Raw genomic sequence first — 26,424 nt, 5'->3', positions numbered from 1 at the left:
CCCGGCGCGCCAGCGCCGGGTCGAGGTCACGCCGCCCTGGTCCCCGACGCTCTCGTGCGCACGACGTCGGCGACCGAATCGCCGGTGAGGTCGGCCAATTGGAGGTATGTGGCACGGAGGTCGTGGGCCAGGTCGAGGGCCAAGCCGAGGCGGATCATGCCGCGTTCGCAGTCGATGACGACGGCCGTCACCTTCTCGTGGGCCAACAGGCGGGCGGCGGTGCGGGCGCGCGGGACCGGGTCGGGGCCGCCGGTGGCTCGGCCGTCGGTCAGGAGGACCAGGAGGGGGCGGCGGTGGGGGTCGCGGGCGCGCTCTCTGGTGATGATCTCGCGGGCCTTCAGGAGGCCTTGGGCGACAGGGGTTTTGCCGCCGGTGCGGAGGGTGGCCAGGCGGCGGACGGCGATGTCGACCGAGGATGTGGGGGGGAGCACCAACTCGGCTTCGGACCCGCGCATGGTGATGACGGCGACCTTGTCCCGGCGCTGGTAGGCGTCGCGGAGCAGGGTGACGATCGCGCCGGTGACGGCGGCGAGGCGGTCGCGGGCGGCCATGGAGCCGGAGGCGTCGACGACGAAGACGACCAGATTGCCTTCGCGCCCTTCGCGATACGCGCCGCGCAGGTCGGCGGCCTCCAGTTCCAGCGCGCCCGAGCGGCGGCCGCGTGCGTGCTGGTGGGGCGCGGCGGCGAAGAGGGTGCCGAGCAGGTGCAGGCCGCCGGTGGTGTCGGTGGTGGAGCGGACGATTCGGCCGTGCCGGGTGCGGGCGCGGGAGCGGCGGCCGGGTGCGCCCTCGCCGACGCCGGGGATCTCCCAACGGGGCGGGCGCGCAACCGAATCGGCGGGTGTTCCGGCGCGCCCCTCGCGCCCCCCGCCCGGCGCGCCCGGCCCGCCGTCGGGGTCGTCCGGGCCGTCGGGATCATCCGGCGGCCCAGGGTTTTTCGGCCCCGCCGAGTTGTCCGGCCCCTCGGAGGCATCCGGCCCCGCCGACTTGTCCGGCCCGTCGGGGGCATTCGGCCCCTCGGGGGCATCCGACCCCTGTGAGCTGTCCGGCCCCTCGGAGGCGTCCGACCCCTCGGAGGCGTCCGGCCCCTGCGAGTTGTCCGGTCCCTGCGAGCCGTCCGGCCCCTCGGACTCATCCGCCCCCGCCGAACCGGAGTCCCCCCGCCCCTCGTCCGACCCCGAATCCTCCCCGCCCCCAGCCACTTCCGCCCGCGACGCCTCCTCCTCGGCCCGCCGCATGGCCTCCTCGAGCTGCTCCTCGCTGATCCCGGGCTCGTCGAACGGATCGCGCCGCCGCCGATGCGGCAGGGCCAGTTCGGCCGCGATCCGCACATCCTCCGCGCTCACCCGGTCCCCACCGCGCCAGGCCGCGTGCGCGGTCGCGGTCCGCGCGACGACCAAATCCGCGCGCATCCCGTCCACGTCGAACGCCGCGCACAGCGCCGCGATCCGGCGCAGCTCCACATCGTCGAGTTCGACCGCGCCCAGTCGCGCCCGCGCGGCCAGAACCCGTTGCGCCACTTCGTGATCCGCCGCGGCGTACCGCGCCGCGAAACCGGCCGGATCGGCCTCGTAGTCCAGTCGCCGCCGCACCACGGCCATCCGCACGTCCACCTCGCGGGAGGCCGCCACGTCCACCGTCAACCCGAACCGATCCAACAGCTGCGGCCGCAGCTCACCCTCCTCGGGATTCATCGTGCCCACGAGCACGAACCGCGCCGGATGCGAATGCGACACCCCGTCGCGCTCGATGTGCACCCGGCCCATGGCCGCCGCGTCGAGCAGCACGTCCACCAGATGGTCGTGCAGCAGGTTCACCTCGTCGACGTAGAGCACCCCGTGATGCGCGGCCGCGAGCAGACCCGGCCGGAACGCCTGTTCCCCGTCGCGCAGCACCCGTTCCAGATCCAGCGACCCGACCACCCGGTCCTCGGTCGCCCCGACGGGCAGCTCCACCAGCCGCGCGGGCCGCTCCCCGCGTTCGTCGACCACCGGCGGCAGCAGCCGCGCCAGCGCCCGCACCACGGTCGATTTCGCGGTCCCCTTCTCCCCGCGCACGAGCACACCGCCGATGCCGGGATGCACCGCGCACAGGATCAACGCCAGCTGCAACCGTTCCTGCCCGACCACCGCCGAGAACGGGAACCCCGTTTCGTCACGGGGCGCATCTACGGATGTGGCTGGGCGATCGCGGGAATCGGGCACGACCCAACTCTAGGCGTGCCGCGCGAGCCCGCGTTCGGAGCCCTCGTCGTCGGGATCGTAGACGTCGAGCAGCTCCTCGTAATGCTCGGTGGTCCAGGCGCAGATGACCTTCAACGGTTCGAGCGCGCTGCGCCCGAGGGCCGTCAGCTCGTAGCTCACCGCGCGGCCCTCGACCGTGCGCGTGATCATTCCCATCCGCTCGAGCGTCCGCAGCGACTGCGTCATCACCTTCGGCGTGATGCGCGCCAACGGCACCCGCAGCTCCGAATAGCGCCGCGGCCCGTCGGCCAGACACCACAGCAGCAACGCCCCCCATTTGTCGCCGATCTTGAAAGGCAACACCGCGGAGGGGCACAACTCGTCGAACATCTGCGGGTCCAAGCGGGACATATCGCCAGGGTAGCCGCGCGCGAGGTATCCGATCGGAAACCATGGCCCTGGCTAGCGTCGCAGCCATGAGCACCATCATCGTTTTCGGAGCGGGCGGCCGAGCGGGCCGCACCATCGCGGCGGAGGCCCGGGCACGCGGCCACCGGGTGACCAGCGTCGTGCGCGACCCGTCGCGCTACCCGGATCTCGACACCGTCGCGGGCGACGTCACCGACCCCGACCAGGTGGCGAAGCTGGCCGCCGGACACGACGCCGCCGTCCACGCCGCGGCCTCCCTCCCCGACGCCGCCGAATTCTTCCCCGCCGCGGCCCACGCCCTGCGCACGGCGCTGCCCACCGCGGGCGTGGAACGCCTGATCGTCGTCGGCCTCGCCTCGAATCTGCCCACCGCCCAGGGCATTCCGCTGCGCGACACACCGGAACACCCCACCGAGTACCGCGCGTTCGTCGACGCCCACGCCGCGGGCACCGACGTCATCCGCGCCGCGGACCCGGAGCTGAACTGGGCGATCCTGGCCCCCTCCGGCGACTTCGATCACACCGGCGATCCGGTCGGCGGCTACCGCGCCGCCCCGGCCGAGATGCCGCTGCGGATCACCTATCCCGATTTCGCCCGCGCGGTGGTGGACGAGATCGAACGCCCCACCGTCACCCGCGCCGCCCTGACCGTCACCGCCCCCTGAAACACGATGTCCCGCAACCGTTTCCGGTTGCGGGACCCTTCGTCTCAGCCGCGTCGCATCGGGATGTGCGGTATCCCGTCCTCGATGTACTCCGCGCCGTCCGGCTTGAACCCGTGCTTGGTGTACATGTCGACCAGATAGGTCTGCGCGTTCAAACGCACGGTGTGCGAACCGGTTTCGGCGAGCGCCGCCTGCAACAGCCGCGTGGTGTAGCCGTGTCCCCGGGCCGCGGGCGCCGTGCACAGCCGGCCGATGCGGAACGACTTCACCCCGTCCTCGTGCTCCTCGAGCAGCCGCAGGGTGGAGATGATCTCACCCTCGTCGTCGAGCCACAGATGCCGCGTCTCCGGCAGCAGATCGCGACCGTCCAGTTCCGGGTAGGCGCACTTCTGCTCGACCACGAACACCTCGACGCGCAGTTTCAACAGCTTGTAGAGCGTCGCGGTGTCCAGATCCGCGGCCCACGACCTTTTGAGTACAACCGTTGACATCATCGAGTCTTGCTATCACATAGCCGCGCTCTGCGCGACCCCGGCCGAGGTCGGCGTGTTGTCGGTCAGGCGCAGCGACTTGCTCGTCCAGTCCCAGACCTCCTGGTAGAGCGCCTGGTTCTCGGACAGCTTCACGCCCAGCGACGGCACCATCTCCTTCAGCTTCGGCATCCAGGCGGTGTACTCGGCGGGGAAGCAGCGCTGGATGACGTCGAGCATGGCGCTCACGCAGGTCGACGCGCCCGGCGAGGCGCCGAGCAGACCCGCGATCGAGCCGTCGTCGGCGGTGATGACCGCGGTGCCGAATTCGAGCACCCCGCCCGCGCCCTTGCGCCGGATGACCTGCACGCGCTGCCCGGCGGTGATGAGTTCCCAGTCGTGGCCGTCGGCGCGCGGGACGAACTCCTCGAGCGAGTTCACCCGGCCGCCCTGCGATTTCAGCAGTTCCGAGATCAGGTACTTGGTCAGGCTCATCTCGGTGAGGCCGACGCCGACCATGGAGAACAGGTTGTTGGCCCGGATCGACTTGAACAGGTCGGAGTTCTTGCCCTCCTTGAGGAACTTCGGCGTCCATCCGGCGTACGGGCCGAACAGCAGGCCCTTGTTGCCCCGGATGACGCGAGTGTCCAAGTGCGGCACCGACATCGGCGGCGCGCCGACGGCGGCCTTGCCGTACACCTTGGCCTCGTGCTGATCGACCAGTTCGCGGTTGGTGCAGCGCAGGAACAGCCCGCTCACCGGGAACCCGCCGATGCCCGCCATCTCCTTGATGCCGGACTTCTGCAACAGCGGCAGTGCGTACCCGCCCGCGCCCACGAACACGAAACGCGCGTTGACGGTGCGGGTTTCGCCGGTGCGGGTGTTGCGCACCTTGACGTTCCACCGGCCGTCGGACTGCTTGGTCAGATCCCGCACCTCGGTGCCGAAGGCGATCGAGGCCCCGGACGCGCCGAGGTGGGCCAACAGTTGTTTGGTCAGCGAGCCGAAGTCGATGTCGGTGCCGCCGTCGGTCCAGTTCAGCGCGACCGGATCGGAGAAGTCGCGCCCGCGCGCCATGAGCGGCAGGCGGCGGCGGAACTCGTCCTCGTCGTCGATGTACTGCATGGTGTCGAACAGGGGGTGCCGCGACAGCGCCTCGTAGCGCTTGCGCAGATAGTCGACGTTGTCGGCGCCGTGCACGAAGCTCACGTGCGGGATGGGGTTGATGAACTGGGACGGATCGCCCAGCACCCCGTTCTCCACGCCGTAGGCCCAGAACTGCCGCGACACCTGGAAGCGCTCGTTGATGTCGATGGCCTTGGTGATGTCGACCGAGCCGTCGGCGTTCTGCGGCGTGTAGTTGAGCTCACACAGCGCGGAGTGACCGGTGCCCGCGTTGTTCCACGGATCGCTGCTCTCGGGCGCGGCGGCGTCCTTGCGCTCGAACAGGCTGATGGACCAGTCGGGCTGCAACTGACGCAGCAGTGCACCCAGGGTGGCACTCATGATGCCGGCACCGATGAGGACTACATCGGTCTTTTCAGTCATCGCAGCGTTCGGCACGGCTCGTTCGACTTCCTTGTCCAGCGCGGGTGGCAACTTCAGCGGGAAGGTTACCCGCAGTTCACTTCAACCCGATTCTGCCCCTGGCCATGCCCGTTTCCGAAGTGGTCAACCCTGGGTGTGACGGATTCGGCTCGTGTCCGCCGAGGTCGAGCGGGTCGAATATCCTGGGACTGTGACGAACGAAACGCAGGTCGCGCGGCCGGACACCGGCACCTGGCAGCCCGATGTGCTGGGTCCGGACTACGAGCAGCTGACCATCCCTTTGGGCGCGGATCCCGACGGCGAGGGCACCGTCGAGGCCACGGTGGTGCGCTATCGCGCCGCGACCGACGACACCGCCACCAGCGCCGTGCTCTACCTGCACGGCTTCACCGACTACTTCTTCCAGCGGCACGTGGCCGAGCACATGGCCGCGCGCGGCTACCGCTTCTACGCGCTGGATCTGCGCAAGTGCGGCCGCTCGTACCGGCCGGGCCAGACCGCGCACTACGTCACCGATCTGGCGCTCTACGACGCGGAGTTGAACCGCGCGCTCGAGATCGTGCGCGCCGAGACCGGGCTGCCGGTGCTGGTGATGGCGCATTCGACCGGCGGGCTGGTGGCCTCGCTGTGGCTGGACCGGCTCAACCGGGCGAAAGGCGCGGCGGCGCAAGGCATTACGGGTGTGGTGTTGAACAGCCCGTGGTTCGATCTGCAAGGCCCGTCCTACTACCGCACGGTCGGCACCGCGCTCATTCACGGCCTGGGTCGGCTGCGCCGGATGGCCAAGCTGCCCGGGCCCGAGGCGTCCACCTACGGCGACAGCCTGCATCACACCGTCTCCGGCGAGTGGGACTACAACCTGGACTGGAAGCCGCTGACCGGGTTCCCGGTCCATTTCGGCTGGCTGCGCGCGATCCGCATGGGACACGCCCAGTTGCAGCGGGGGCTGGACATCGGCGTTCCGGCGCTGATCCTGCGGTCCAAGGTGACGAAGTTCATGCGCAAGTACGGCCCGGCCGCCGATGTGTCCGATGTCGTGCTCGACGTACGGCAGATTCAGCGCTGGGCGGGCTGCCTGGGCGACCGCACCTCGATCGTGCCGCTCGAGGGCGCGCGCCACGACGTGTTCCTGTCCTCGGAGTCGGTGCGCGCCAAGGCTTTCGAGGAACTCGACAACTGGCTGACCTGGCTCGAACGGTTCGACGCCGCGAAGGGCTGACCGCTCACCACATCCCGCTGCGGAGCACGATCTCGGTCGCCAGTTCGTGATCGGCCTCCGCGGCCGGATCGGCGACGTCGACCTCCGCCACCCGGAACTCGCCGTAGACGTGGCGGCCGGACGCCTCGGCGACGGCCCGGGGCAGCGTCTTGGTGGCGACGACCGTGGTCGGGATCTCCACGGCCGGGCAGCCCGAGTCGAGCACGCCGCCGTCGGCACCGGGCACGGCCGGATGGCCGCGACCGGCCGCGACCAGGGCCATGAACCGGCCGAAGCCGCGCGAGCACAGCTGCCAGGCCAGCTCCGCCCCGGCGCCGCAGCCGACCACATTGGCCCACGGCACGCCCAGGTCGTCGAGGATGGCGTAGACCCCCGCCGGGTCGAGGCCGTCGATCGATTCGATCGCGACCGTGCGCAGGTCGGAGTTGTGCAGCCGCGCGCTGAGGGCGTCGTAGACATCGGGCGGATTGCCCGTGTCGGGCAGCAGCAGCACCGTGTGCCGAGACTGCGGGCCGCCGACGCGTACGGTCCGGACGTGGTCTCCCACCGCGATCTGCCGAGCTTCCATGCCGACCCACGCTACACCGGCGGACCCCCGCCGGACCGCGTGTCGCTGAACACGATTCGGGCCGGTCATACCGGTTCGGCGGGGTCTAGAGCGACGCTTTGTCCGATGTCACATCGACGGTCAGGACCGGCGTACCGGCGGGCGCGCCCTCGGTGATGAGGCGGTCCAGGCGCGCGAGGTCGAGATGGGTCTCGATCAGGTCGGCGAGCAGATCCAGCTGACCGGCGCGCACGGCCGCGACGGAGGTGTCGGGCGCGGCGACGAATCCGGTGCGCCCGGCGCGGGCCGCGACCTCGGTGAGCCAGGCGCGCCGGAAGTCGTCGGATTCGAGGAGGCCGTGCAGGTGGGTGCCCCAGATCGCCTCGCGCGCAGCGCCTTCGGGCGCGCCGTCGATCGCCAGCCACGCCGGGTCGGTGGCGCGACGGACCCGGCCGTGATGAATCTCGTAGCCGCGCACCGGGATTCCGCCGACCGAGTGGCCCGCGGCGCGGCGCAGGATCTTGGGGTCGGCGAATTCGATGTCGAGGTCGAGCAGGCCCAGTCCGGCGACCTCGCCCGCGCCGGATTCGACGGTGTCGAGGATGCGGCGGCCGAGCATCTGATAGCCGCCGCAGACGCCGAGGATGGGCCGCCCGGCGGCGGCGCGCTCGGTCAGGGCCGCGGCGATTCCGGTGCGGCGCAACCAGTCCAGATCGGCGACGGTGGATTTGGTGCCCGGCAGCACGACCAGATCGGCGTCGGCGAGCCGCGACGGTTCGCTCACCCAGCGCACCGCGACACCCGGCTCGCACGCCAGGGCCTCGACGTCGGTGGAGTTGGACACGCGCGGCAGGCGGACGGCCGCGACGGTGAGCCAGTCCCGGCCGAGCGGCGGGCGCGGGCGGCCGACCGGGGCGTCGGCGATCGTGCCGAGGGAGTCCTCGGCGTCGATCCAGAGCTCCTCGGTGTAGGGCAGCACGCCGAGCGTCGGGCGGCCGGTGCGCGCGGTCAGCTCGTCGAGACCGGGGCGCAGCAGGTCGACGTCGCCGCGGAATTTATTCACGATGAAGCCCGAGATCAGTTGCTGGTCTTCGGGTTCCAGAATCGCGACCGTCCCGAACAGGTGGGCCAGCACGCCGCCGCGATCGATGTCGCCGACCAGCAGGACGGGCAGGTTCGCCGCACGCGCCAAGCCCATATTCGCCAGATCGGTGGCGCGCAAATTGATCTCGGCGGGTGAGCCCGCGCCTTCGCACACCACCACGTCGAATTCGGTGCGCAGCGCGGCCAATTCGTCGGCCACCACCCCGCGCAGCCACTGCCGGTGCCGGAAGTAGTCCGTCGCCCCGACCGTCTCCACGGCCCGCCCGCGCACCACCAGCTGCGAGCGGCGGTCGCTGCCCGGTTTCAGCAGCACCGGGTTGAATCGCACGCTCGGTTCCAGCCCGCACGCGGCGGCCTGTAATGCCTGCGCCCGCCCGATCTCGCCGCCGTCGAGCGTGACCACCGAGTTGTTGGACATGTTCTGCGCCTTGAACGGCGCGACCCGCACCCCGCGCCGCGCCAGCATGCGGCAGATGCCCGCCGCCACAACGCTTTTCCCGGCGTCGGAGGTGGTTCCGGCGATGAGGAGCGCGCCCCTCACCGGCCGCCCCCACCGGGCGAGGCGGGCCGGGACGGACCCGGACTCACGGCAGGGTGAGGATCTCGGCGCCGTCCTCGGTGACGACCAGGGTGTGCTCGAACTGGGCGGTCCACTTGCGGTCCTTGGTGACGACGGTCCAGCCGTCGTCCCAGATCTCGTAGTCGATGCCGCCGAGGTTGATCATGGGCTCGATGGTGAAGGTCATACCGGGCTCGATGACGGTCTCCACGGCGGGCTGGTCGTAGTGCAGGATCACCAGGCCGCTGTGGAAGGTGGGGCCGACGCCGTGCCCGGTGAAGTCGCGGACCACGCCGTAGCCGAAGCGGTTGGCGTAGGACTCGATGACCCGGCCGATCACATTGAGCGCGCGACCCGGGCGGACGGCCTTGATGGCGCGCATGGTCGCCTCGCGGGTGCGCTCGACGAGCAGCCGCGCCTCCTCGTCGACGTCCCCGGCGAGGAAGGTGGCGTTGGTGTCGCCGTGCACGCCGTTGATGTAGGCGGTGACATCGATGTTGACGATGTCACCCTCCTCCACGACCGTCGAATCCGGGATGCCGTGGCAGATGACCTCGTTCAGCGAGGTGCAGCAGGATTTCGGAAAACCCTTGTAGCCCAACGTCGACGGGTACGCGCCGTGATCGCACAGGTACTCGTGCACGATCCGGTCCAGCTCGTCGGTGGTGACGCCCGGCGCCACCGCCTTGCCCGCCTCCTCGAGCGCCTGCGCGGCCAGCCTGCTCGCCAGGCGCATCTTCTCGATCGTCTCCGGCGTCTGCACCCACGGCTCGCGGCCCTCGTTGGCGGACTTCTTCCACGCGTACTCCGGGCGCTCGATCGAACGCGGCACCTCGCGCACGGGCGAGAGGGTTCCGGGGGCGAGCGGCTTGCGGGTGCGGACAGACATGGTTCCAGACTATCGGTAACCAGCGCCTCCGCGACGGTCGGGGAATTCAGGCGGACCGCGGTCCGTTTACTCGGTCATGGAATTGGGACTGACGACCTTCGCCGAACGCCACGCCGTCGGCGACCGGCCCGCACCGAGCGCGGGCGAACGCCTGCGCGAGGTGGTCGAGGAGGCCGTGACCACCGAACGCGCGGGCCTGGACGTGTACGGCGTTGGCGAACATCATCGCGCCGACTTCGCCGCCTCGGCCCCGGCGGTCGTGCTCTCCGCGATCGCGGGCCGCACCGAACGCATCCGGCTGACCAGCGCGGTGAGCGTGCTCAGCTCCGACGATCCGGTCCGGCTGTATCAGCAGTTCGCCACCCTGGACCTGATCTCGAACGGGCGGGCCGAATTGATGGCGGGCCGTGGGTCTTTCACCGAGTCGTTCCCGTTGTTCGGCCAAGACCTCGCCGACTACGACGAGCTGTTCGCCGAGAAGCTGGACCTGCTGTTGCGCGTGCGCGGCGACGAGCCGGTCACCTGGTCGGGCCGCTTCCGCCCGGCCCTGACCGACACCGTGGTGTATCCGCGCACCGATCGCCCGCTGCCCATCTGGATCGCGGTCGGCGGCTCCCCCGAATCCGTCGCGCGCGCAGGGCTTCTGGGCCTGCCGCTGGCGATCGCCATCATCGGCGGGCAACCGGCCCGCTTCCGCCCGCTGGTCGACCTCTACCACCGCGCCCTCGAACAGGGCGGCCACGAACCCCAACCGGTCGCCGTGCACGCGCACGGCTATGTCGCCGACTCCGAGGCCGAGGCCGTCGCCGACTTCTACGAGCCCTACGCCGCGGCCATGAGCGGGCTCGGCCGCGAACGCGGCTGGGGTCCGATGACCCGCGCCCAGTTCGACGCGCTGCGCTCCCCCGCCGGATCGCTGTTCCTCGGCGCGCCCGATCAGGTGGCGGAGAAGATCGCCGACATCCGCGACACCCTGGGCCTGGACCGCTTCATGCTGCACCCGAGCGTCGGCACGCTGCCGCACGAAAAGATCCTGCACGGCATCGAATTGCTCGGCGAGAAGGTGGCCCCGCAGGTGCGTTGAGCGCCGATCTATCTGTTTCGTCGATTCCACACATAAACCGTGCGCCTCTGGTAATCCAGTGAACAGATGTTCTCTGAGGCGGAGGTTCAGCCGTGTCCAGCACGATGTTTGCGGCAGTGGGCTACCGGGCGGCCGGTGGCGAAGCGGGTGGTGCGGCACTGGATCAGGTCTTCATCCTGACCGGTTCGGCCGGGGTGATCGCCCTGCTCCTGCTCTGGGTGGGGTATCTGCATCGGACCCGAAGAATCAGCTGGCTCGGTGACACGGCCGACCGGCTCGGGCAGCGGTTCAACCGGCCGGGCTGGGTGGCGTTGCCGAGCGCGCTGTTCCTGGCGACGATCCTGACCGCGCTGCTCGGCTTCATCTGGGACGTGAGCCTGCACATCGGCAAGGGCCGCGATCCCGGACCGCTGGCCAATCCCGCGCACTACTTCATCCTGATCGGGCTGTTCTTCCTGTTCATGGCGGGGATGACGGCGGTGGTGCTGCCGCTGGACGAGAAGCCGGGGCCGGCCGCGGTGCGCATCACCCGCACCTGGTACGCGCCGGTGGGCGGAATCCTGTTGGCGGGCGCGGGTTTCTACGCGCTCATCGGCTTCCCGCTCGACGACGTCTGGCACCGGCTGTTCGGGCAGGACGTGACGTTGTGGGGGCCGACGCATCTCATGCTGATCGGCGGGGCGGGGCTGTCGCTGGTGGGGATGCTGCTGCTGGAGTACGAGGGTCGCACCGAACGGCTCGAGCCGAAGGAACGCGACTCCCGATTCATGTGGCTGATGCGCTGTTTCGCCTACGGCGGGTTGCTGATCGGGCTGTCGGTGTTCCCCGTCGAATACGACTTCGGCGTCCAGCAGTTCCGGCTCGTGTTGCAGCCCATGCTGTTCGTGATCGCGGCGACCGTGTCGCTGGTCGCCGCGCGGTCCACCCTCGGGCCCTTCAGCGCGCTCGTGGCCGTGGTGTTCGCGGCATTCGTGCGGCTGGTGGTCGCGTGGATCGTGGCCGGGCCGTTGATCGAGGCGCCGCGCAATGTGTTCCCGCTGTATCTGGGCTCGGCGATCGTGGTGGAGCTGCTGGCCCTGTTGCCGCTGCGCCGACGGCCGGTGTGGTGGGGCGCGCTGAGCGGGCTGGCGATCGCCACGGTCGGGCTGTGGCTGGAATCGCTGTGGGTGGACCGGATGTACGTCAACCACTGGCCCACCTCGATGTGGCCCGAGGCGCTGGCGATGGCCGTGCCGGTCGGGGTGCTCGGCGGCGTGGTGGGCGCGCTGTTGGGCGTGGTCCTGCGCGGGGAGACGTTGCCGCGCAGGCCGATTCGCCGCACGCTCATGGTCGCCGCGGTGCTCGTCACCGGGATCGCGACCGCCAACGGGGTGATGGTGCGGGTGCCCGACCACGCGAGCGCCACCGTGGCGCTCACCGATACCGGCGCCTCGCCCGACCGCCGGATGGTGACCGCCGACGTGCGGCTCGAACCCGCCGATCTGGTCGGCGACGATCCGGAATGGGTGGAGATCCTGTCCTGGCAGGGCGGCGTCGGCACCGACAGCCCGGGGCGCGGCCTGGTCGTGGACAAGTTGCGCCGGGTCGAGCAGGGCCATTACGTGTCCACGAAACCCGTTCCGGCCTACGGCAATTGGAAGACCGTGCTGCGCGTGCAGGACGGCCGCATGCTGACCGCGCTGCCGGTCTACATGCCGCACGACCGCGCGATCGGGGCCGAGGAGGTGCCCGCGCTGGCGTCGTTCAACCGCCCGTTCACCCCGGAGATCCAAGTGCTGCAACGCGAGCGGTCCTTCGACAAGCCGAGCTGGCTGTACGGCGCGGCCTCGCTGGTGGTGCTGGTGTGCAGCCTGGCGCTGGTGGGCGGATTGTCCTGGGGCGCGGCCCGGATCAACGAACGCGCGCCGCGCGCCCGCACGCTCACCCCGGACGAGTTGGCGCGGCGATGATCGCGGCCGACCGGGTGGAGGTGCTCGCGCATCACGCCCTGTTGCTGGCCATACCCGCCTTGGCACCGGCGGTCGTGGTGGTGCTGGTGGTGCTCGTCGTCGCCCTGCGCGACCGGCGCGGCGACCACCCCGAGGAGAAGGAGGACGAGTGAACAGGCGTATCTGGTGCGCGGCCCTGCTGGCCGCCGGGCTGGTGGTCGGCGGCTGCGGCGGCGAGAGTTCGCCCGGGACAAGCACATCGGCGAACGCGACGAGCGCGGTGACGGTGGACGTGCGCATCGCGAACGGCACGGTGACCCCGACCAACGCGCACAACGACGCGAAGGTCGGCCAGCAGATCGTGTTCGTGGTGAGCAGTGACGCGGAGGACGAACTGCACGTGCACGCCTCGCCGGATCACGAGTTCGAGGTGGCCGCGAAGCCGGATCAACGGTTCGAGTTCACCGTGGACGTGCCGGGTCAGGTGGAGGTGGAACTGCATCACGCGCACCGCACGGTGACCACGCTGACGGTGCGCCCGTGACCGAGTCCGTCCTCGCCCACGGCCTCGGCGGTGCGGCGGATCTGCCGATTCCGTTGTCCTACGCCCTGATCGGCGGTTCGTGGGCGCTGACCTTCTCGGTGGCGATCCTGTTCCTGTTCTGGCGCACGCCACGGCTGGATCCCGACGCGCCCGGCCGGCCGCTGCCCGGGTGGGTGCGCCGGGTGGTCGACGCGCGGACCACCCGGACCGCGGTGGCCGTGGTGGTGGCGGCGGGCACGCTCGCCGTGCTGCTGACCGCGTGGCTGGGACCCGATGACGCGCAACGCAATCCGGTGCCGGGCATCGTGTACATCTTCGTCTGGGTGGGCGTGATGGTGGCCTCGCTGGTGGTCGGGCCGGTGTGGAGGTTCCTGTCGCCGCCGCGCGCGATGTATCGCGGGCTCGCCCGGATCCCGGTGCGGCGGCGCTACCCGGACGGGCTCGGCCTGTGGCCCGCGGCGGCCGGACTGTTCTCGTTCGCGTGGCTCGAGCTGGCCTCGCCGGAGCCGAGTTCGGTGGTGTCCGTGTGGGTGTGGGTGCTGGCATACCTCGTGGTCACCGTGGCGGGGCTGGTCCTGTTCGGCACGGTGTGGGCGGAGCGGGCCGACCCGCTGGAGGTGTACAGCACCCTGCTCGGGCGGCTGAGCCCGCTCGCGCGGAGCCGGGACGGCGCGTTCGTGCTGCGCACGCCGTTGGGGCATCTGGCCGGGACACCGGCGCTGCCCGGCACGGTCGCGGTGACCGCCACGCTGCTCGGGTCGACGCTGTTCGACAGCTTCGCCGCCTCGAGTTCGTGGCGTGATCTGGTCGACGGTGTCAGTGGCGATTCGCTCACGATCGCGGTGCTGGTCCGCACGGGCGGCCTGTTCGCCTTCGTGGCGGCGGTGTTCGTGATCTTCCAGCTCGCGGCGCGCGCGGCCGGTGGCCTCTCCCGCGCGGACCGGGCGGCCCTGCCGAATCAGCTGGCGCACAGCCTGATTCCCATCGCGGCCGGGTACCTGATCGCGCACTACCTGACGTTCCTGGTGGAGAAGGGCCAGGCCACGCTGGGGCTGCGGGTGCACTACGTACTGTCCGAGCACCCCGCGCTCCTCGGCGTGATCAAGGTCGGCGCGGTGCTGACCGGACACATCCTCGGCGTCGCGGCCGCGCACGACCGCAGCCTCCGGCTGCTGCCCCCCGGACACCGCCTGACCGGCCAGCTGGCCCTCATGGTCACCATGGTCGGCTTCACCTTCGCCGGGTTGTATCTGCTGTTCGAGGTGTGAGGCGAGGTCGCGGCGGCGGAAGTTCCCGGCCCAACGCGGCGTTGCGGCCCGGCGGCGGCTGCGGAAGACTTCGGGCTGTGGAGGAGTTGGCGCCCGGTGGGGTGTTCGCCGGGTTCGTCGTCCGTCGGCGGCTGGGGCGTGGCGGGATGGGGACGGTGTATCTGGCCGAGCATCCCCGGTTGCCGAAGCTGACCGCGCTGAAGGTGCTGTCGCGCAACCTGTTCGACGAGGCCGACGTGCGGGCGCGCTTCGAACGGGAGGCCGAGCTCGCGGCGCGGCTGGACCATCCCAACATCGTGTCGATCCACGACCGCGGCGTCGAGGACGGGCAGCCGTGGATCTCGATGCAGTACATCGAGGGCACCGACGCCGCGAGCGTGGGCCGGGTGGCGCCGGAGCGGGCGCTGCACATCGTGCGCGAGACCGCGCGGGCGCTGGACTACGCGCACGCCCGCGACGTGGTCCACCGCGACGTCAAACCCGCGAACATCCTGCTGTCCCCCGGCGGCCCCACCGAACCGGAACGAATCGTGTTGACCGACTTCGGCATCGCGCGCGCCCTCGCCGAATCCACCCGCCTCACCCGCACCGGCGAGGTCCTGGCCACCTTCGAATTCGCCTCCCCCGAACAATTCGACACCGACGCCGACATCGACGGCCGCAGCGACCAGTACTCCCTGGCCTGCACCCTGTTCCGTCTCCTCACGGGCCGCACCCCCTTCCCCGCCCGCGACCCGCTCACCATGCTCCACGCCCACCTCTTCCAGACCCCGCCGTCTCTCGGCACCACCGACCGCGCCCTGGTCCCCCTCGACCCCGTCCTCACCCGAGCCCTGGCCAAGAGCCCGGACCAGCGCTTCGGCACCTGCCGGGAGTTCGCCGACGCGGCCTGGCGGGCGCTGTCGGGACCCGCTGGGCCGCAAGCGGTCCCGCCCCGCCCCCAGCCGCCCGCAGCGCCGGGGACCCATCGCCCTCCCGCGGCTCCGCTCCCGCCGAGCCGTCCGGCGGCCCCGCCGGACAACAGGACCGGCCAGTTCCCCGCCGCTCCCGTTCCACCACGCGAACGACGCCCACCGGGCACACCACCTCCGGGCATGACCCGAACCGGCGCGCCACCACAAGGCCCGATGACGGGACCGCCACTCGGCCCGACAGACCGATCCCCGACCGGCGCGACGAGTCGGCCACCGACCGGCACGACGGGCCGACCACTGCACGGCGCGCCGGGCGCACCACCACTCGGACCGACGGGCAGGCCGCCGAGCGGGCCGCTCCCGGCGACGCGACCGCCGAGCGGGCCGGTTCCGGTCATGACTGGCGGGGCCGGTACCCCTGGCGGCCAAGGCTTTTCGGGTGGAGTTCCGGTCGGGGTGTTCCACCCTTCGGGGAGAGGTTCCCGATCGGGTGTGGTGGCCGATCAGCGGCGGCACGTGATCATCTGGAGCGTGGTGGCGGGCGTGCTGACCGTATCGTTCGTCGCGGCGGGGTTCTCGGTGGTTTGGAACGCGCGCCACGCGAATCCCGCTGGCGCGGCAACCACTTCGACGACGGTCGCGCCGAAACCCGTGCCGCAGGCGTTCATCGGGAACTGGTCGGGGTCGATCGCGCAACCGTTCGGGCAGATCTCCGAGTCCACGGTCACCCTGCACATCCCCGGCGACCGGCTGGAGGGCACCTTCGAGAACAGCACACTCGGCTGCCGGGGCACCATGACGCTCACGCCGCCCGTGAACGGGTCCGTCACCGCCACCGAGACCCCCACCGACAATCCCGACGGACGGTGCGTGGCCGGCTCGCTGGATCTCACTCCGGCGGGCGAGGGCCGACTGCGCATCGATTGGCGCGAGATCGGCAATCCCGCCAACTTCGCCTCCGGCGAACTCACCCGGCAGTGAGAGTCATTCCCGCAGTACCGCTTCGAACGCGATCCGGTCGCCGCGATACAGCGACCGCACCCGTTCGATGGGACGCCCGTCGGTGTCGACGGTCCGCCGGTGCAACAGGATCATCGGCAACGCGGTCGTGCACTCCAGCAGCGCCGCCTCGCGCGGGGACGCCAGCACCGTCTCCACCCGCTCCCGCGCCGACCCGAACACCACCCCCGCCGCCCGCATGGCCGCGTACAGCGACGTCGTCGGATCGTAGACCGCGCGCAGCCCGCCGAACCGCTCCAGTGTCAGGAACGTGCTCTCCAGCCCGATCTTCTCCCCGTCCGCGAGCAGGATCCGCTCCAGATGCATGACGGGCGAACCGGTCTCGAGGCCGAGCGCGTCGGCGGTGTCGGCGTCGGCGGCGACATCGTCCCACCCGACCAGCACCCGGCCGGGCTTGCGCCCCAGACCGATCGCGGCCTCGGTATAGGACCGTAACGACAACGGCTGCACCATCTTCGGCCGCGACACCACCGTGCCCCGCCCCTGCCGCCGAATCCGCCCCTCCACCAACAGATCCCGCAGGGCCTGCCGAACCGTCTCGCGCGCCACCTCGAACCGCCCCGCGAGCTCCCGCTCGGAGGGCACCGGATCCCCCTCGGCCAGGTCGTCGATGATCCGCTCGATCTGCGTGCGCACCCGATACGCCTTCGGCTGCCGCGTCACCTCCATGCGCCCAGCGTACCCGAGATTGGTCTATACCAATTGTTAACCGAACGTTGGCCTCGCCCACACCCGTCGGTCTAGACCATTGAGCATGATGCTGGTCATGCGTTTGGTCATCATCGGCGGCGGAATTCTCGGCACCGCCCACGCCTTCGCCGCGGTCCGCCGCGGGCACGAGGTGGTGCAGCTCGAGCGCGAGGTCGAGGCCCGCGGCGCCACCGTGCGCAACTTCGGGTTGGTGTGGGTATCGGGCCGCGCCGCAGGGGAATTGGCGATCACGCTGCGGTCGCGGCAGCTGTGGGAGGAGATCGGCGGGCGGGTGCCGGGCGTCGGCTTCCGCCCCGCCGGATCGATCACGCTGGTGCGCACCGAGGCCGAACTCGCCGTCGCCGAGGCCGCGGCGGCCGGGCCGACCGCCGCCGAACGCGGTTTCGCACTGCTCGACCCGGACCGGGTGCGGGCGCTCAATCCGGCCCTGCGCGGCAAATTCCTTGCGGGCCTGCACTGTTCGACGGACGCGGCGGTCGAATCCCGGCAGGCGCTGCCCGCCCTGCGCGCGTTCATGGAGGCGAGCGGGCGCTACAGCTTCTACGCGGGGACCGAGGCGCGCACCGTCACCGGCACCACCGTCGTCGACGACCGGGGCCGCCGCTTCACCGGCGATGTGGTGCTGGTCTGCCCGGGCGCGGCGCATTCGGGACTGGCCCGGGAACTGGTGGGCGACATGCCCTTTCGCCGCGTGCGGTTGCAGATGATGCAGACCGCCCCGCTCGGCGAACAACTCACCACCGCAATCGCCGACGGCGACAGCTTCCGCTACTACCCCGGTTTCGCGGGACCGGCCCTGGACTCGCTCGCGCGCGAGGAGTCGCAGACGTTCACCGCCGCCCAGCACAAGATGCAGCTGCTGTGCGTGCAGCGCCTGCACGGCGGACTCACCATCGGCGACACCCACGAATACGACGAACCGTTCGCCTTCGACGTCGACGAGGCCCCCTACGACCATCTGACCGCCGTCGCCGAGGAGTTGCTGGGCCGCAAGCTCCCGCCCATCGTGCGCCGCTGGGCCGGGGTCTACAGCCAGAGCATCGATCCCGCCGCCATCGTCACCCGCGTGCGGGCCGCCGACGGCGTCTGGGTCGTCACCGGACCGGGCGGGCGCGGCATGACCCTGGGCCCCGCCCTCGGCGAGGAAACCGCCGACCTGCTGAACCTGTGAGAGGAAATATCGTGTCCGACAAGCGGATCGAACTGGCCGTCCTGGACATGGCCGGGACCACCGTCGCCGACGGCGGCCTGGTGCTGCGCGCGTTCGACGCCGCCGCGACGGCCGTGGGACTGCCCGAGAGCGGGACCGAACGCGAGACCGCGCGCGCCTACGTGCTCGACACGATGGGCCAATCCAAGATCACGGTCTTCCGCGCGCTGTTCGGCGACGAGGACCGCGCCCAGTTGGCGAACCGGACCTTCGAGCAAACCTACGACGAGTTCGCCGCCGAGGCCACCCCGATTCCCGGTGCGGCCGAGGCGATCACGGCGCTGCGCGCGGCCGGGATCAAGGTCGCGCTGACCACCGGCTTCAGCCGCACCACCCAGGACAAACTCCTGAACGCCCTGGGCTGGAACGACATCGCGGATCTGACCCTCGCCCCCGCCGAGGCCGGACGCGGCCGCCCCTACCCGGATCTGGTGCTCACCGCGCTGCTGCGCCTGCGCGCCGACGCGGTCGACCGGGTGGCCGTGCTCGGCGACACCACCAGCGATATCGCCAGCGGCCTCGCGGCGGGCGCCCGGATCGTGGCGGGCACCCTGACCGGCGCGCACAGCGAGGAGCAGCTGCGCGCGGCGGGCGCCACCCACATCGTGGACTCGGTCGTCGAGTTCGCCGAACTGCTCACCACCCCGTAACCGTCCCTTCGATCCACCCTTCGCTGCACACGAAAGTTGTTGTCATCGTGCGTATTCCGTCCCGTCGCCTCGCACGCGCCGCCCTCGCCCTGACCTCCGCCGCCGCGGTCGCCCTCACCGCCGCGGCGTGCGGCGGCACCGGCACCTCGACCTCCGGCGACCAGACCGTCACCGTCTACTCCGCCGACGGCGTGGGCGACTGGTACAAGACCCAGTTCGCGAAATTCAAGGAACAGACCGGTATCGCGGTGAACTACGTCGAGGCCGGGTCCGGGGAGGTGGTCAACCGCGTCGACAAGGAACAGTCCAACCCGCAGGCCGACGTCGTGGTCACGCTGCCGCCGTTCATCCAGAAGGCGAACAGGTCCGGACTGCTCCAGGACAGCGGCGTGGATCTGAGCGCGGTCGCCGACACCGACAAGGATCCCGGCGGCAAGTACGTCTCGCTCGCCGGAAACTACCTGTCGTTCATCGCGAATCCGTCGGTGGACAGCTCGAAGCTCACCTGGGACGACCTGTTGAAGCCGGAGTACAAGGGCAAGATCCAGTACTCCACCCCCGGGCAGGCCGGGGACGGCACGGCCGTGCTGATCCTGCTCCAGCAGCTCTACGGTAAGCAGGGCGCGCTGGACTACCTGGCGAAGTTGCAGGCCAACAATGTCGGCCCGTCCTCCTCGACCGGCAAGCTGCAACCCAAGGTGGACAACGGCGAACTGCTCGTCGCCAACGGCGACGTGCAGATGAATCTGGCCACCATCAAGGAGAAGGGCTCGAAGTTCACCCTCTTCTTCCCCGCCACCGCCGACGGCAAGCGCAGCACCGTCGCCCTGCCCTACGTCATGGGCCTGGCCAAGGGCGCCCCGCACAAGGACGCGGCGAAGAAGCTGATGGAGTACCTGCTCTCCGCCGACGTCCAGAAGACCCTCGGCCCCGACGCCAAAGCGGTTCCGGTGCGCAAGGATCTGAAGGACTCCGCCCCGGCGGGCGCCGACTCCCCGGCGGCCTACATCAAGGACGTCGCCATCGTCACCCCCGACTGGAACAAGGTGCTCACCGAGCTGGACGCCGACGTCGCCGCCTATCAGAAGGCCACCGGCAGCTGATGTCCGCACCGTCGACCTCCGTCGCGGCCACCGGCACCGCCGACGCCGAACCCGCCATCGTGTTCGATCGGGTCGGCGTCCGCTACGGCCGGGGCCGCAAGGCCACGGCCGCGCTGACCGATTTCACCCTGCGCGTGGCCGCGGGCGAAACCGTTGCGCTGTTGGGCCCCAGCGGTTCCGGGAAGTCGACCGCGCTCAAGGCGCTGGCCGGATTCGTCCGGCCCAGCGCGGGCGCGGTCCGGCTGTCCGGCCGCGACGTGACCGACCTGTCGCCCGCCAAGCGCGGGATCGGCGTGGTCGTGCAGTCCTACGCGCTGTTCCCGCACATGCGGGTGCGCGACAATGTCGCCTTCGGCCTGCGGGCGCATCGCGTGCCGCGCGGCCGGGTGCGCGAGCGGGTGGGCGAGGCGCTGGAGATGGTCGGCATGGCCGCCTACGCCGACCGGCTGCCGCGCGAGCTGTCCGGCGGTCAGCAGCAGCGCGTCGCGATCGCCCGCGCGCTGGCCATCCGGCCCAAGGTGCTGCTCCTCGACGAACCGCTCGCCGCGCTCGACGCGCAATTGCGGCAGTCCATGCTCACCGAACTCCAGGATCTGCGAAAGGCGTTGCCGGACACGGCGATGCTGTACGTCACCCACGATCAGTCCGAGGCGCTGGCGCTGGCCGACCGGATCGCGGTCATGCGCGACGCCCGGCTGGTGGACATCGATACCGCCGAGAATCTGTGGCGACGCCCGCCGAGTTCGTTCACCGCGGCCTTCCTCGGCGGCGCGAACCTGGTGCCGTGCACGGTGAAACACGTCTCCGGCACCGCCGCGTTCGTCACCTCCGGCACCCGCACGCTGCGCGCCGAGGCACCCACACCCGGTGTGGGCCAATTGGATTGGGCGCCCGACGACGAGGGTCTGCTGTGCGTGCGCCCGCACACCGTCCGCATCGGCACGACCGCCGAACGCGAGGCCCTGCCCGCGACGGTGTTGTCCGCGGTGTGGCGCGGCGCGACGACCCGCCTGCGACTGGACGTGAACGGGCTGCCGGTCGAACTCCTCGCCGACGTGCCGGGCCAGGCCGACCACGCCGTCGGCGCGGTGGTGGGCGTGCTGCTGCCCGATCCGGCCGGGGTGCTGATCCCGGCTCCCGTCGGGGGCGAGCGGGGATGACCCTGTCGACCGTTCTCGAACCCGAGGTCACCGAGCCGCCCGAACGCCCTGCCGCGCACCGGGTCTGGCGGCCGGTGCTGTGGTCGCTGCCGCCGCTGGCGGTGGTCGCGCTCATCGCGGTCTATCCGATCGCGCGGGTGCTCACCGAATCGACCGAGACCGCGTCGGGCCGCGGCCTCGGGGTGTGGTCGCAGGTGCTCGGATCGCGGTCGTTCCGGGACGCGCTGTGGCGCACGGTGTCCATCGCGGTGTGCTCGACGGCGGGCTGCCTGGTGCTGGGGACCTTCGTCGCGGTGGTGCTGGCCTTCGTGCCGTTCCCGGGCGCGGGGGTGGTGGGGCGGGTGATCGATACCATCCTCACCCTGCCGTCGTTCCTGATCACGCTCGCGTTCACCTTCCTCTACGGCACGGCCGGGGCGGTGAACGCGCTGCTGGATCGGATCGGCGGAACCCGTTCGCTCACCGTCGATTTCCTGACCACACCGACGGGTGTCGTGCTGGCCGAGATCACGTATTTCACCCCGTTCGTGGTGCGCCCGCTGCTGGCCGCGTTCGCGCAACTGCCGCGCGAACAGCTCGATGTGGCGGCGAGTCTGGGCGCGTCGCCGTGGCGGGTGCTGCGGCAGGTGGTGTTGCCGGAGGCGTGGCCCGCGCTCGCGGCGGGCGGCAGTCTGGTTCTGCTGTTGACGCTCAACGAGTTCGGGATCGTGCTGTTCACCGGCGCGAAGGGGGTGATCACGCTGCCCGCGCTCATCTACACCCGCGGCATCGTCACCTTCGATCTTCCGGGCGCGGCCGTGCTGGCCTCGGTGCAGGTGTTGCTGTCGCTGACGCTGTACGTGGCGTATCGGCTGATCTTCGGCCGGGTCACCAGGATTCGAACGGAGGGCTGAACCGTGCTGGTGTGGACCCGCACCGGGCGGGCGGTGGTGCTGGCCGTCTTCGCGCTCGTGGTGCTGATCGTGTTCGCCGCGCCGATCGCGACCGTGGTGGCCGCGGCGCTGGCCGGACGATGGACCGGGCCGCTGCCGTCGCACCTGGGCTTCGCCAATTTCGGGCACGCGCTGTCGGGCGAGGAGGCGGCGAGCCTGTCCGTGAGTTTGCAGACGGCGCTGCTGGCCGGGGCCGTCGCGCTGGTGCTGGGCACCTGGGCGGCGCTGGCCGCGCGGGAGGCGCCGGGCTGGTGGCGGCGGCTCACCGACGCGGTGTTCCACCTGCCGGTGGCGGTGCCGTCGGTGGCGATCGGGCTCGGCGTGCTGATCGCGTTCAACGAGCGGCCGCTGCTGCTGGGCGGCACGAAATGGATAGTGATCGTTGCACATTCGGTGCTGGTGCTCGCCTACGCCTTCAGCGCGGTGTCGGCCGCATTGGATCGGCTCGACCCGAGTTACCGGCAGGCCGCCGAATCGCTGGGCGCGGGACCGGTCCGGGTGCTGCTCCGAATCACCCTGCCCCTCCTGCTGCCCGCGCTCGGCGCGGCGGCGGGTCTGGCGGTCGCGCTATCCATGGGCGAACTGGGCGCGACGATCATGGTCTATCCGGCGACCTGGAAGACGTTGCCGGTCGGCATCTTCGCGGCCACCGATCGCGGCGAGGTGTTCGACGCCGCCGCGAGCACGACGGTGCTGGTCGCCGTCACGCTGCTGGTGCTGCTGATCCTCGGGCGGCTGCGGAGCCGGGCCGCGCTGCGCTGAGGAACCGAACGGGCGTGCCGCGCCAGTCGACCGCGCGGCACGCCGGGCGAGGCGCGTCGTTGCGCCCGCCGTCTTCGATCACTGTTCCGGTAACCGACGGCGGCCACCGGCCACATCGATGACGAGATCAGTGTAGCCGTCGACGAGTTCGGCCAGGTGATACCAGTGTTTATGGGTATTGTCGCTGCGCGGTCCGTGGCGATCGATGGCCTGATTCGCGTCCACCCAACTGCGGGCCATCCGGTCCACCACCGCGCCGAGGCTCTCGGTGTGCAACTGCGCGCCGTTGCGGTGTTGGGGCAGTTCGTGATCCACCCAATCGTTGATGTCCTCCACGAGTTCGCCGCGCCGGCAGTCGATCTCGGCGAGCATCGACGGATCGCACACCGCCGCCCGGCGGCTGTGCAGTTCGGCCAGTGCCCGCGCCGACCGCAACAGCGCCCGATCCTGGAAGCGACGACCTTGGAACGCGCACAACAGCTGTGGCGCCGTCGGCAGCACGCCGGCCATCGACATGGTCGTCATCGTCGCTCCCCACAGGCATCTCGCCGCAACATCGATCGCACCAACATGATTGGTCTCCGGGGTTCAGATGTACCGCTTCGATCAGTGGTCCAGAACTAGGCTAGCTCGGATCATGCTCTTTCATCTGTAAGAACGCAACATTGCGTCCGCACAGACTCACCGGCCGTATCCAGGGCTTTCGCAGAACACACCGGTCGGTTCCATAACTGCCTTTCGATGCATGATCGTGGCGATGATAGAACCCGCTCGAACGTCCAGGTACCGGACGCGCCACTCGAATCGCGACGTGTGGACGGCTACGCAAATCGACACTGGCCACACGGGTTTCGGGGAATGGGTTCGGTGTGAACCGGGCTTCACAAATGGGCGTGTCGGACAGGGCGTGTCGGACCGCGTGAGGGGGGCCGGGCTTGGGTTAGGAGCCCGGCCAACCCGTGTGACAGACTGACCTACGACCATCCGGGACACGAATGAACTGGACTCATGACCGCTGACAACACCTCGGCCGAGGAGACCTATAACCCGCACGCCATCATCGATAAATGGATGGGCGTGTGGGCGGACCGCCGTACGTTCGAAGTCGAAAAGCTCACCGGGCTCGACGACAGCGACCGGCGTTATGTGGTGAGCATGTTCCCGTACCCGTCCGGCGATCTGCACATGGGTCATGCCGAGGTCTATTCGATCAGCGACGCGATTGCCCGATTCCTGCGTTTGCGGGGTTATCAGACCTTGTTGCCGATCGGCTGGGATTCGTTCGGCCTGCCCGCGGAGAACGCGGCGCTGAAACGCGATCTGGATCCCCGTGATTGGACATACGCGAATATCGAGACCCAGGCCGAATCGTTCCGGCGGTTGGGCATCTCCTTCGATTGGCGCACCCGGTTCCACACCAGCGACCCGGAGTATTACCGCTGGAATCAATGGCTGTTCCTGCGGCTGTTCGAACAGGGCCTGGCCTACCGCAAGGACGCGCACGTCAACTGGTGCCCCAATGATCAGACGGTGCTGGCGAACGAGCAGGTCATCCAGGGCCGCTGCGAGCGCTGCGGCGCGCAGGTGGTGCAGCGCGCGCTGACCCAGTGGTTCTTCAAGACGACCGCCTACGCCCAGCGGCTGCTCGACGATATGGCCGAGATCGATTGGCCCGCGGAAATCCTGACCATGCAACGCAATTGGATCGGTCGGTCCGAGGGCGCGTACGTCGATTTCACCGTCGAGGGGTACGACGAGCCGGTGCGGGTGTTCACCACCCGCCCGGACACCTTGTTCGGCGCCACATTCTTCGTGGTCGCCTTCGACGCCCCGCTGGCCGCGCGGCTGTGCGCGCCCGAACGCAAGGACGATTTCGAGGCGTACCGGCAGGCGGCGTCGGCGGCCACCGATATCGAGCGGTTGGCCACCGATCGGCCGAAAACCGGTGTGTTCCTGGGTCGTTACGCGATCAATCCGGTGAGCGGTGAGCGGCTGCCGATCTACGCCTCCGATTACGTGCTCGCCGATTACGGCACCGGCGCGGTGATGGCCGTGCCCGCGCACGATCAGCGCGATCTGGATTTCGCGCGCGCCATGGATATTCCGGTGCGGGTCGTGGTCGACACCGGCGAGCCGGACCCGAACGAAACCGGCGTCGCCACCGCGGGCGACGGCAAGCTGGTCAACTCCGGCGCTTTCGACGGCCTGTCCAAGGCCGAGGCGATCACCGCCATCACGGACGATCTCGCGCGCCGCGGGCTCGGCGAGCGAGCGGTCACCTATCGGCTGCGGGACTGGCTGCTGTCGCGGCAGCGGTACTGGGGCACGCCGATCCCGATCATCCATTGCGGTGCCTGCGGTTTGGTGCCCGTCCCCGACGATCAGCTCCCGGTTCGGCTGCCCACCAGCGGTTACGAATTGCGCCCGTCCGGCGGCAAGTCCCCGCTGGAGAGCGCCGAGGACTGGGTGCGGGTCAGCTGTCCCGCCTGCGGCGGCGAGGCCCGGCGCGACACCGACACCATGGACACCTTCGTCGACTCCAGCTGGTACTTCCTGCGTTACCCGAATCCGGACTACACCGACGGCCCGTTCGATCCGGCCGGGATCGAACGGTGGCTGCCCGTGGACGAGTACATCGGCGGCAAGGAACACGCCACCGGCCACCTGATGTACTCCCGGTTCCTGACCAAGGCCCTGCACGACGCGGGCCTGCTGTCGTTCACCGAACCGTTCAAGCGCCTCACCAATCAGGGCCAGGTGCTCATGGACGGCAGCGCCATGAGCAAGTCCAAGGGCAATCTGGTCAATCTGCAAGAGCAGCTGGCCGCCTACGGCCCCGACGCCGTCCGCGTGACCATGATCTTCGCGGGCCCGCCGGAGGACGACATCGACTGGGCCGACGTCTCCCCCCACGGTTCGGTCAAATGGCTGTCCCGAGTCTGGCGTCTCGCCACCGAGATCGGCGCGGCTCCCACCGCCGACACGGGCGCGGACCCCGCGGGCGACCTGGCCCGCTCGATCCACCGCATCATCGACCAGACCACCGCGTTGATGACGGGCAAGCGCCTCAATGTCGCCATCGCCCAGCTCATGCAGCTCACCAATGTGCTGCGCAAGGCGGTCGACGGCGCCGAGGGCCCCGGCGACCCGATCGTCCGGTTCGGCGTCGAATCCCTCGTCCGGATGATGTCCTGCTTCGCGCCCTTCACCGCCGAGGAGGCGTGGGAACGCCTCGGCCACAGCCCCTCGGTCGCGGTCGCGGGCTGGCCCACCGCCGACCCCGCCCTGGTCGCCGCCGACACCACGACCTGCGTCATCCAGGTCGACGGCAAACTCCGCGACCGCGTGGAGGTCGCCGTGGACGCCGACGAGGAGTCGCTGCGCGGACTGGCCGTCGCGTCGGAGAAGGTGCGGCACGCGCTGGCGGGTCGGGAGATCGCCAAGATCATCGTGCGGGCGCCGAAACTGGTGAATATCGTTTCGGCTCGGTGAGTTCGGGGGCGGCGGTGCGGGTGCGGGGAGGAC

The 26,424-nt window shown here is 70.3% G+C and carries 24 protein-coding genes; 15 read left to right on the top strand and 9 right to left on the bottom strand.

Going from position 1 to position 26,424, the window contains the following annotated elements:
* Positions 1-26: 26 nt before the first annotated feature.
* On the bottom strand, positions 27-2,204 hold the full coding sequence (locus tag ACFYTQ_RS01605; RefSeq protein ID WP_387356148.1) for a magnesium chelatase subunit D family protein: 2,178 nt from the start codon (positions 2,202-2,204) through the stop codon (positions 27-29).
* Between the two features lie 9 nt (positions 2,205-2,213).
* On the bottom strand, positions 2,214-2,594 hold the full coding sequence (locus tag ACFYTQ_RS01600) for a winged helix-turn-helix transcriptional regulator (RefSeq protein WP_387356147.1): 381 nt from the start codon (positions 2,592-2,594) through the stop codon (positions 2,214-2,216).
* Positions 2,595-2,659: 65 nt separating this feature from the next.
* Here ACFYTQ_RS01600 and ACFYTQ_RS01595 point away from each other — a divergent pair, with 65 nt between their 5' ends.
* Positions 2,660-3,277 (top strand): NAD(P)-dependent oxidoreductase, encoded by a 618-nt coding sequence (locus ACFYTQ_RS01595; RefSeq protein WP_387356146.1) that lies wholly within the window; start codon positions 2,660-2,662, stop codon positions 3,275-3,277.
* Between the two features lie 44 nt (positions 3,278-3,321).
* Here ACFYTQ_RS01595 and ACFYTQ_RS01590 read toward each other — a convergent pair whose 3' ends face one another.
* Positions 3,322-3,771 (bottom strand): GNAT family N-acetyltransferase, encoded by a 450-nt coding sequence (locus ACFYTQ_RS01590; protein ID WP_387356145.1) that lies wholly within the window; start codon positions 3,769-3,771, stop codon positions 3,322-3,324.
* A 12-nt stretch (positions 3,772-3,783) separates the two neighbouring features.
* The gene (gene mqo, locus ACFYTQ_RS01585) at positions 3,784-5,334 is read right to left on the bottom strand and encodes a malate dehydrogenase (quinone) (protein ID WP_387356985.1); all 1,551 of its coding nucleotides are present in this window, start codon (positions 5,332-5,334) and stop codon (positions 3,784-3,786) included.
* Positions 5,335-5,485: 151 nt separating this feature from the next.
* Between mqo and ACFYTQ_RS01580 the strand changes: the two genes are divergently transcribed.
* On the top strand, positions 5,486-6,514 hold the full coding sequence (locus ACFYTQ_RS01580) for an alpha/beta hydrolase (protein WP_387356143.1): 1,029 nt from the start codon (positions 5,486-5,488) through the stop codon (positions 6,512-6,514).
* 4 nt (positions 6,515-6,518) lie between these two features.
* On the opposite strand, the gene ACFYTQ_RS01575 is transcribed toward ACFYTQ_RS01580, so the two are convergent.
* From ACFYTQ_RS01575 to map, 3 genes are all read right to left on the bottom strand, one after another.
* Complete coding sequence (locus ACFYTQ_RS01575) at positions 6,519-7,082, bottom strand: alpha/beta hydrolase (protein WP_387356141.1); 564 nt, start codon at positions 7,080-7,082, stop codon at positions 6,519-6,521.
* Between the two features lie 85 nt (positions 7,083-7,167).
* Positions 7,168-8,706, bottom strand: a complete 1,539-nt coding sequence (locus ACFYTQ_RS01570) for a cobyric acid synthase (RefSeq protein ID WP_387356139.1) — start codon at positions 8,704-8,706, stop codon at positions 7,168-7,170.
* Between the two features lie 43 nt (positions 8,707-8,749).
* On the bottom strand, positions 8,750-9,613 hold the full coding sequence (gene map / locus ACFYTQ_RS01565) for a type I methionyl aminopeptidase (protein ID WP_387356137.1): 864 nt from the start codon (positions 9,611-9,613) through the stop codon (positions 8,750-8,752).
* Between the two features lie 76 nt (positions 9,614-9,689).
* Here map and ACFYTQ_RS01560 point away from each other — a divergent pair, with 76 nt between their 5' ends.
* The 6 genes from ACFYTQ_RS01560 to ACFYTQ_RS01535 all read left to right on the top strand — a co-directional run bounded on the left by ACFYTQ_RS01560 (position 9,690) and on the right by ACFYTQ_RS01535 (position 16,332).
* Entirely contained in the window at positions 9,690-10,697 is a 1,008-nt protein-coding gene (locus ACFYTQ_RS01560) for an LLM class flavin-dependent oxidoreductase (protein WP_387356136.1), read from the top strand.
* Between the two features lie 104 nt (positions 10,698-10,801).
* Entirely contained in the window at positions 10,802-12,646 is a 1,845-nt protein-coding gene (locus ACFYTQ_RS01555; protein WP_387356983.1) for a hypothetical protein, read from the top strand.
* Positions 12,643-12,798, top strand: coding sequence for a hypothetical protein (locus tag ACFYTQ_RS01550; RefSeq protein WP_387356134.1), 156 nt, complete (start codon positions 12,643-12,645; stop codon positions 12,796-12,798). The genes ACFYTQ_RS01555 and ACFYTQ_RS01550 overlap by 4 nt, the downstream gene beginning before the upstream one ends.
* Positions 12,795-13,169, top strand: coding sequence for a hypothetical protein (locus ACFYTQ_RS01545; RefSeq protein ID WP_387356132.1), 375 nt, complete (start codon positions 12,795-12,797; stop codon positions 13,167-13,169). The genes ACFYTQ_RS01550 and ACFYTQ_RS01545 overlap by 4 nt, the downstream gene beginning before the upstream one ends.
* The gene (locus tag ACFYTQ_RS01540) at positions 13,166-14,437 is read left to right on the top strand and encodes a hypothetical protein (RefSeq protein ID WP_387356130.1); all 1,272 of its coding nucleotides are present in this window, start codon (positions 13,166-13,168) and stop codon (positions 14,435-14,437) included. Before ACFYTQ_RS01545 ends, ACFYTQ_RS01540 begins: the two co-directional genes overlap by 4 nt.
* A gap of 77 nt (positions 14,438-14,514) precedes the next feature.
* A complete protein-coding gene (locus ACFYTQ_RS01535; RefSeq protein WP_387356128.1) occupies positions 14,515-16,332 on the top strand; it encodes a protein kinase in 1,818 nt (605 codons plus the stop codon).
* Positions 16,333-16,335: 3 nt separating this feature from the next.
* Here ACFYTQ_RS01535 and ACFYTQ_RS01530 read toward each other — a convergent pair whose 3' ends face one another.
* Positions 16,336-17,040, bottom strand: a complete 705-nt coding sequence (locus ACFYTQ_RS01530) for a GntR family transcriptional regulator (protein WP_387356126.1) — start codon at positions 17,038-17,040, stop codon at positions 16,336-16,338.
* Positions 17,041-17,137: 97 nt separating this feature from the next.
* On the opposite strand from ACFYTQ_RS01530, the gene ACFYTQ_RS01525 reads away from it, so the two are divergent.
* The 6 genes from ACFYTQ_RS01525 to ACFYTQ_RS01500 are packed head-to-tail and all read left to right on the top strand — an operon-like array spanning position 17,138 to position 22,899.
* On the top strand, positions 17,138-18,253 hold the full coding sequence (locus ACFYTQ_RS01525; RefSeq protein WP_387356125.1) for a TIGR03364 family FAD-dependent oxidoreductase: 1,116 nt from the start codon (positions 17,138-17,140) through the stop codon (positions 18,251-18,253).
* A gap of 11 nt (positions 18,254-18,264) precedes the next feature.
* A complete protein-coding gene (locus tag ACFYTQ_RS01520; protein ID WP_387356123.1) occupies positions 18,265-18,942 on the top strand; it encodes a phosphonatase-like hydrolase in 678 nt (225 codons plus the stop codon).
* 53 nt (positions 18,943-18,995) lie between these two features.
* Positions 18,996-20,045 carry a 2-aminoethylphosphonate ABC transporter substrate-binding protein gene (locus ACFYTQ_RS01515; protein WP_387356981.1) on the top strand — a complete coding sequence of 350 codons (1,050 nt, stop codon included), beginning with the start codon at positions 18,996-18,998 and terminating at the stop codon, positions 20,043-20,045.
* Positions 20,045-21,205 (top strand): ABC transporter ATP-binding protein, encoded by a 1,161-nt coding sequence (locus ACFYTQ_RS01510; RefSeq protein WP_387356122.1) that lies wholly within the window; start codon positions 20,045-20,047, stop codon positions 21,203-21,205. The genes ACFYTQ_RS01515 and ACFYTQ_RS01510 overlap by 1 nt, the downstream gene beginning before the upstream one ends.
* Positions 21,202-22,098 (top strand): 2-aminoethylphosphonate ABC transporter permease subunit, encoded by an 897-nt coding sequence (locus ACFYTQ_RS01505; protein WP_387356120.1) that lies wholly within the window; start codon positions 21,202-21,204, stop codon positions 22,096-22,098. The genes ACFYTQ_RS01510 and ACFYTQ_RS01505 overlap by 4 nt, the downstream gene beginning before the upstream one ends.
* Positions 22,099-22,101: 3 nt before the next feature.
* Complete coding sequence (locus tag ACFYTQ_RS01500; RefSeq protein ID WP_387356118.1) at positions 22,102-22,899, top strand: ABC transporter permease; 798 nt, start codon at positions 22,102-22,104, stop codon at positions 22,897-22,899.
* 78 nt (positions 22,900-22,977) lie between these two features.
* Here the strand turns inward: ACFYTQ_RS01500 and ACFYTQ_RS01495 are convergent, their stop codons facing one another.
* Complete coding sequence (locus ACFYTQ_RS01495) at positions 22,978-23,337, bottom strand: DUF4254 domain-containing protein (protein WP_387356979.1); 360 nt, start codon at positions 23,335-23,337, stop codon at positions 22,978-22,980.
* Positions 23,338-23,907: 570 nt separating this feature from the next.
* On the opposite strand from ACFYTQ_RS01495, the gene leuS reads away from it, so the two are divergent.
* Complete coding sequence (leuS, locus tag ACFYTQ_RS01490; protein ID WP_387356116.1) at positions 23,908-26,391, top strand: leucine--tRNA ligase; 2,484 nt, start codon at positions 23,908-23,910, stop codon at positions 26,389-26,391.
* Positions 26,392-26,424 lie beyond the last annotated feature (33 nt).

This window comes from Nocardia sp. NPDC004068, assembly GCF_042874315.1.
In the GTDB taxonomy this organism is placed as follows: domain Bacteria; phylum Actinomycetota; class Actinomycetes; order Mycobacteriales; family Mycobacteriaceae; genus Nocardia.
This window is presented reverse-complemented; position numbering and strand designations above follow the sequence as displayed.

Coding starts and splice junctions, on each gene's coding strand:
- ACFYTQ_RS01595 (WP_387356146.1), top strand. CDS start 2,660: ATGAGCACCATCATCGTTTTCGGAGCGGGCGGCCGAGCGGGCCGCACC.
- ACFYTQ_RS01560 (WP_387356136.1), top strand. CDS start 9,690: ATGGAATTGGGACTGACGACCTTCGCCGAACGCCACGCCGTCGGCGAC.
- ACFYTQ_RS01550 (WP_387356134.1), top strand. CDS start 12,643: ATGATCGCGGCCGACCGGGTGGAGGTGCTCGCGCATCACGCCCTGTTG.
- ACFYTQ_RS01525 (WP_387356125.1), top strand. CDS start 17,138: ATGCGTTTGGTCATCATCGGCGGCGGAATTCTCGGCACCGCCCACGCC.
- ACFYTQ_RS01575 (WP_387356141.1), bottom strand. CDS start 7,082: ATGGAAGCTCGGCAGATCGCGGTGGGAGACCACGTCCGGACCGTACGC.
- ACFYTQ_RS01600 (WP_387356147.1), bottom strand. CDS start 2,594: ATGTCCCGCTTGGACCCGCAGATGTTCGACGAGTTGTGCCCCTCCGCG.
- map (WP_387356137.1), bottom strand. CDS start 9,613: ATGTCTGTCCGCACCCGCAAGCCGCTCGCCCCCGGAACCCTCTCGCCC.
- leuS (WP_387356116.1), top strand. CDS start 23,908: ATGACCGCTGACAACACCTCGGCCGAGGAGACCTATAACCCGCACGCC.
- ACFYTQ_RS01510 (WP_387356122.1), top strand. CDS start 20,045: ATGTCCGCACCGTCGACCTCCGTCGCGGCCACCGGCACCGCCGACGCC.
- ACFYTQ_RS01590 (WP_387356145.1), bottom strand. CDS start 3,771: ATGATGTCAACGGTTGTACTCAAAAGGTCGTGGGCCGCGGATCTGGAC.
- ACFYTQ_RS01555 (WP_387356983.1), top strand. CDS start 10,802: ATGTTTGCGGCAGTGGGCTACCGGGCGGCCGGTGGCGAAGCGGGTGGT.
- ACFYTQ_RS01505 (WP_387356120.1), top strand. CDS start 21,202: ATGACCCTGTCGACCGTTCTCGAACCCGAGGTCACCGAGCCGCCCGAA.
- ACFYTQ_RS01530 (WP_387356126.1), bottom strand. CDS start 17,040: ATGGAGGTGACGCGGCAGCCGAAGGCGTATCGGGTGCGCACGCAGATC.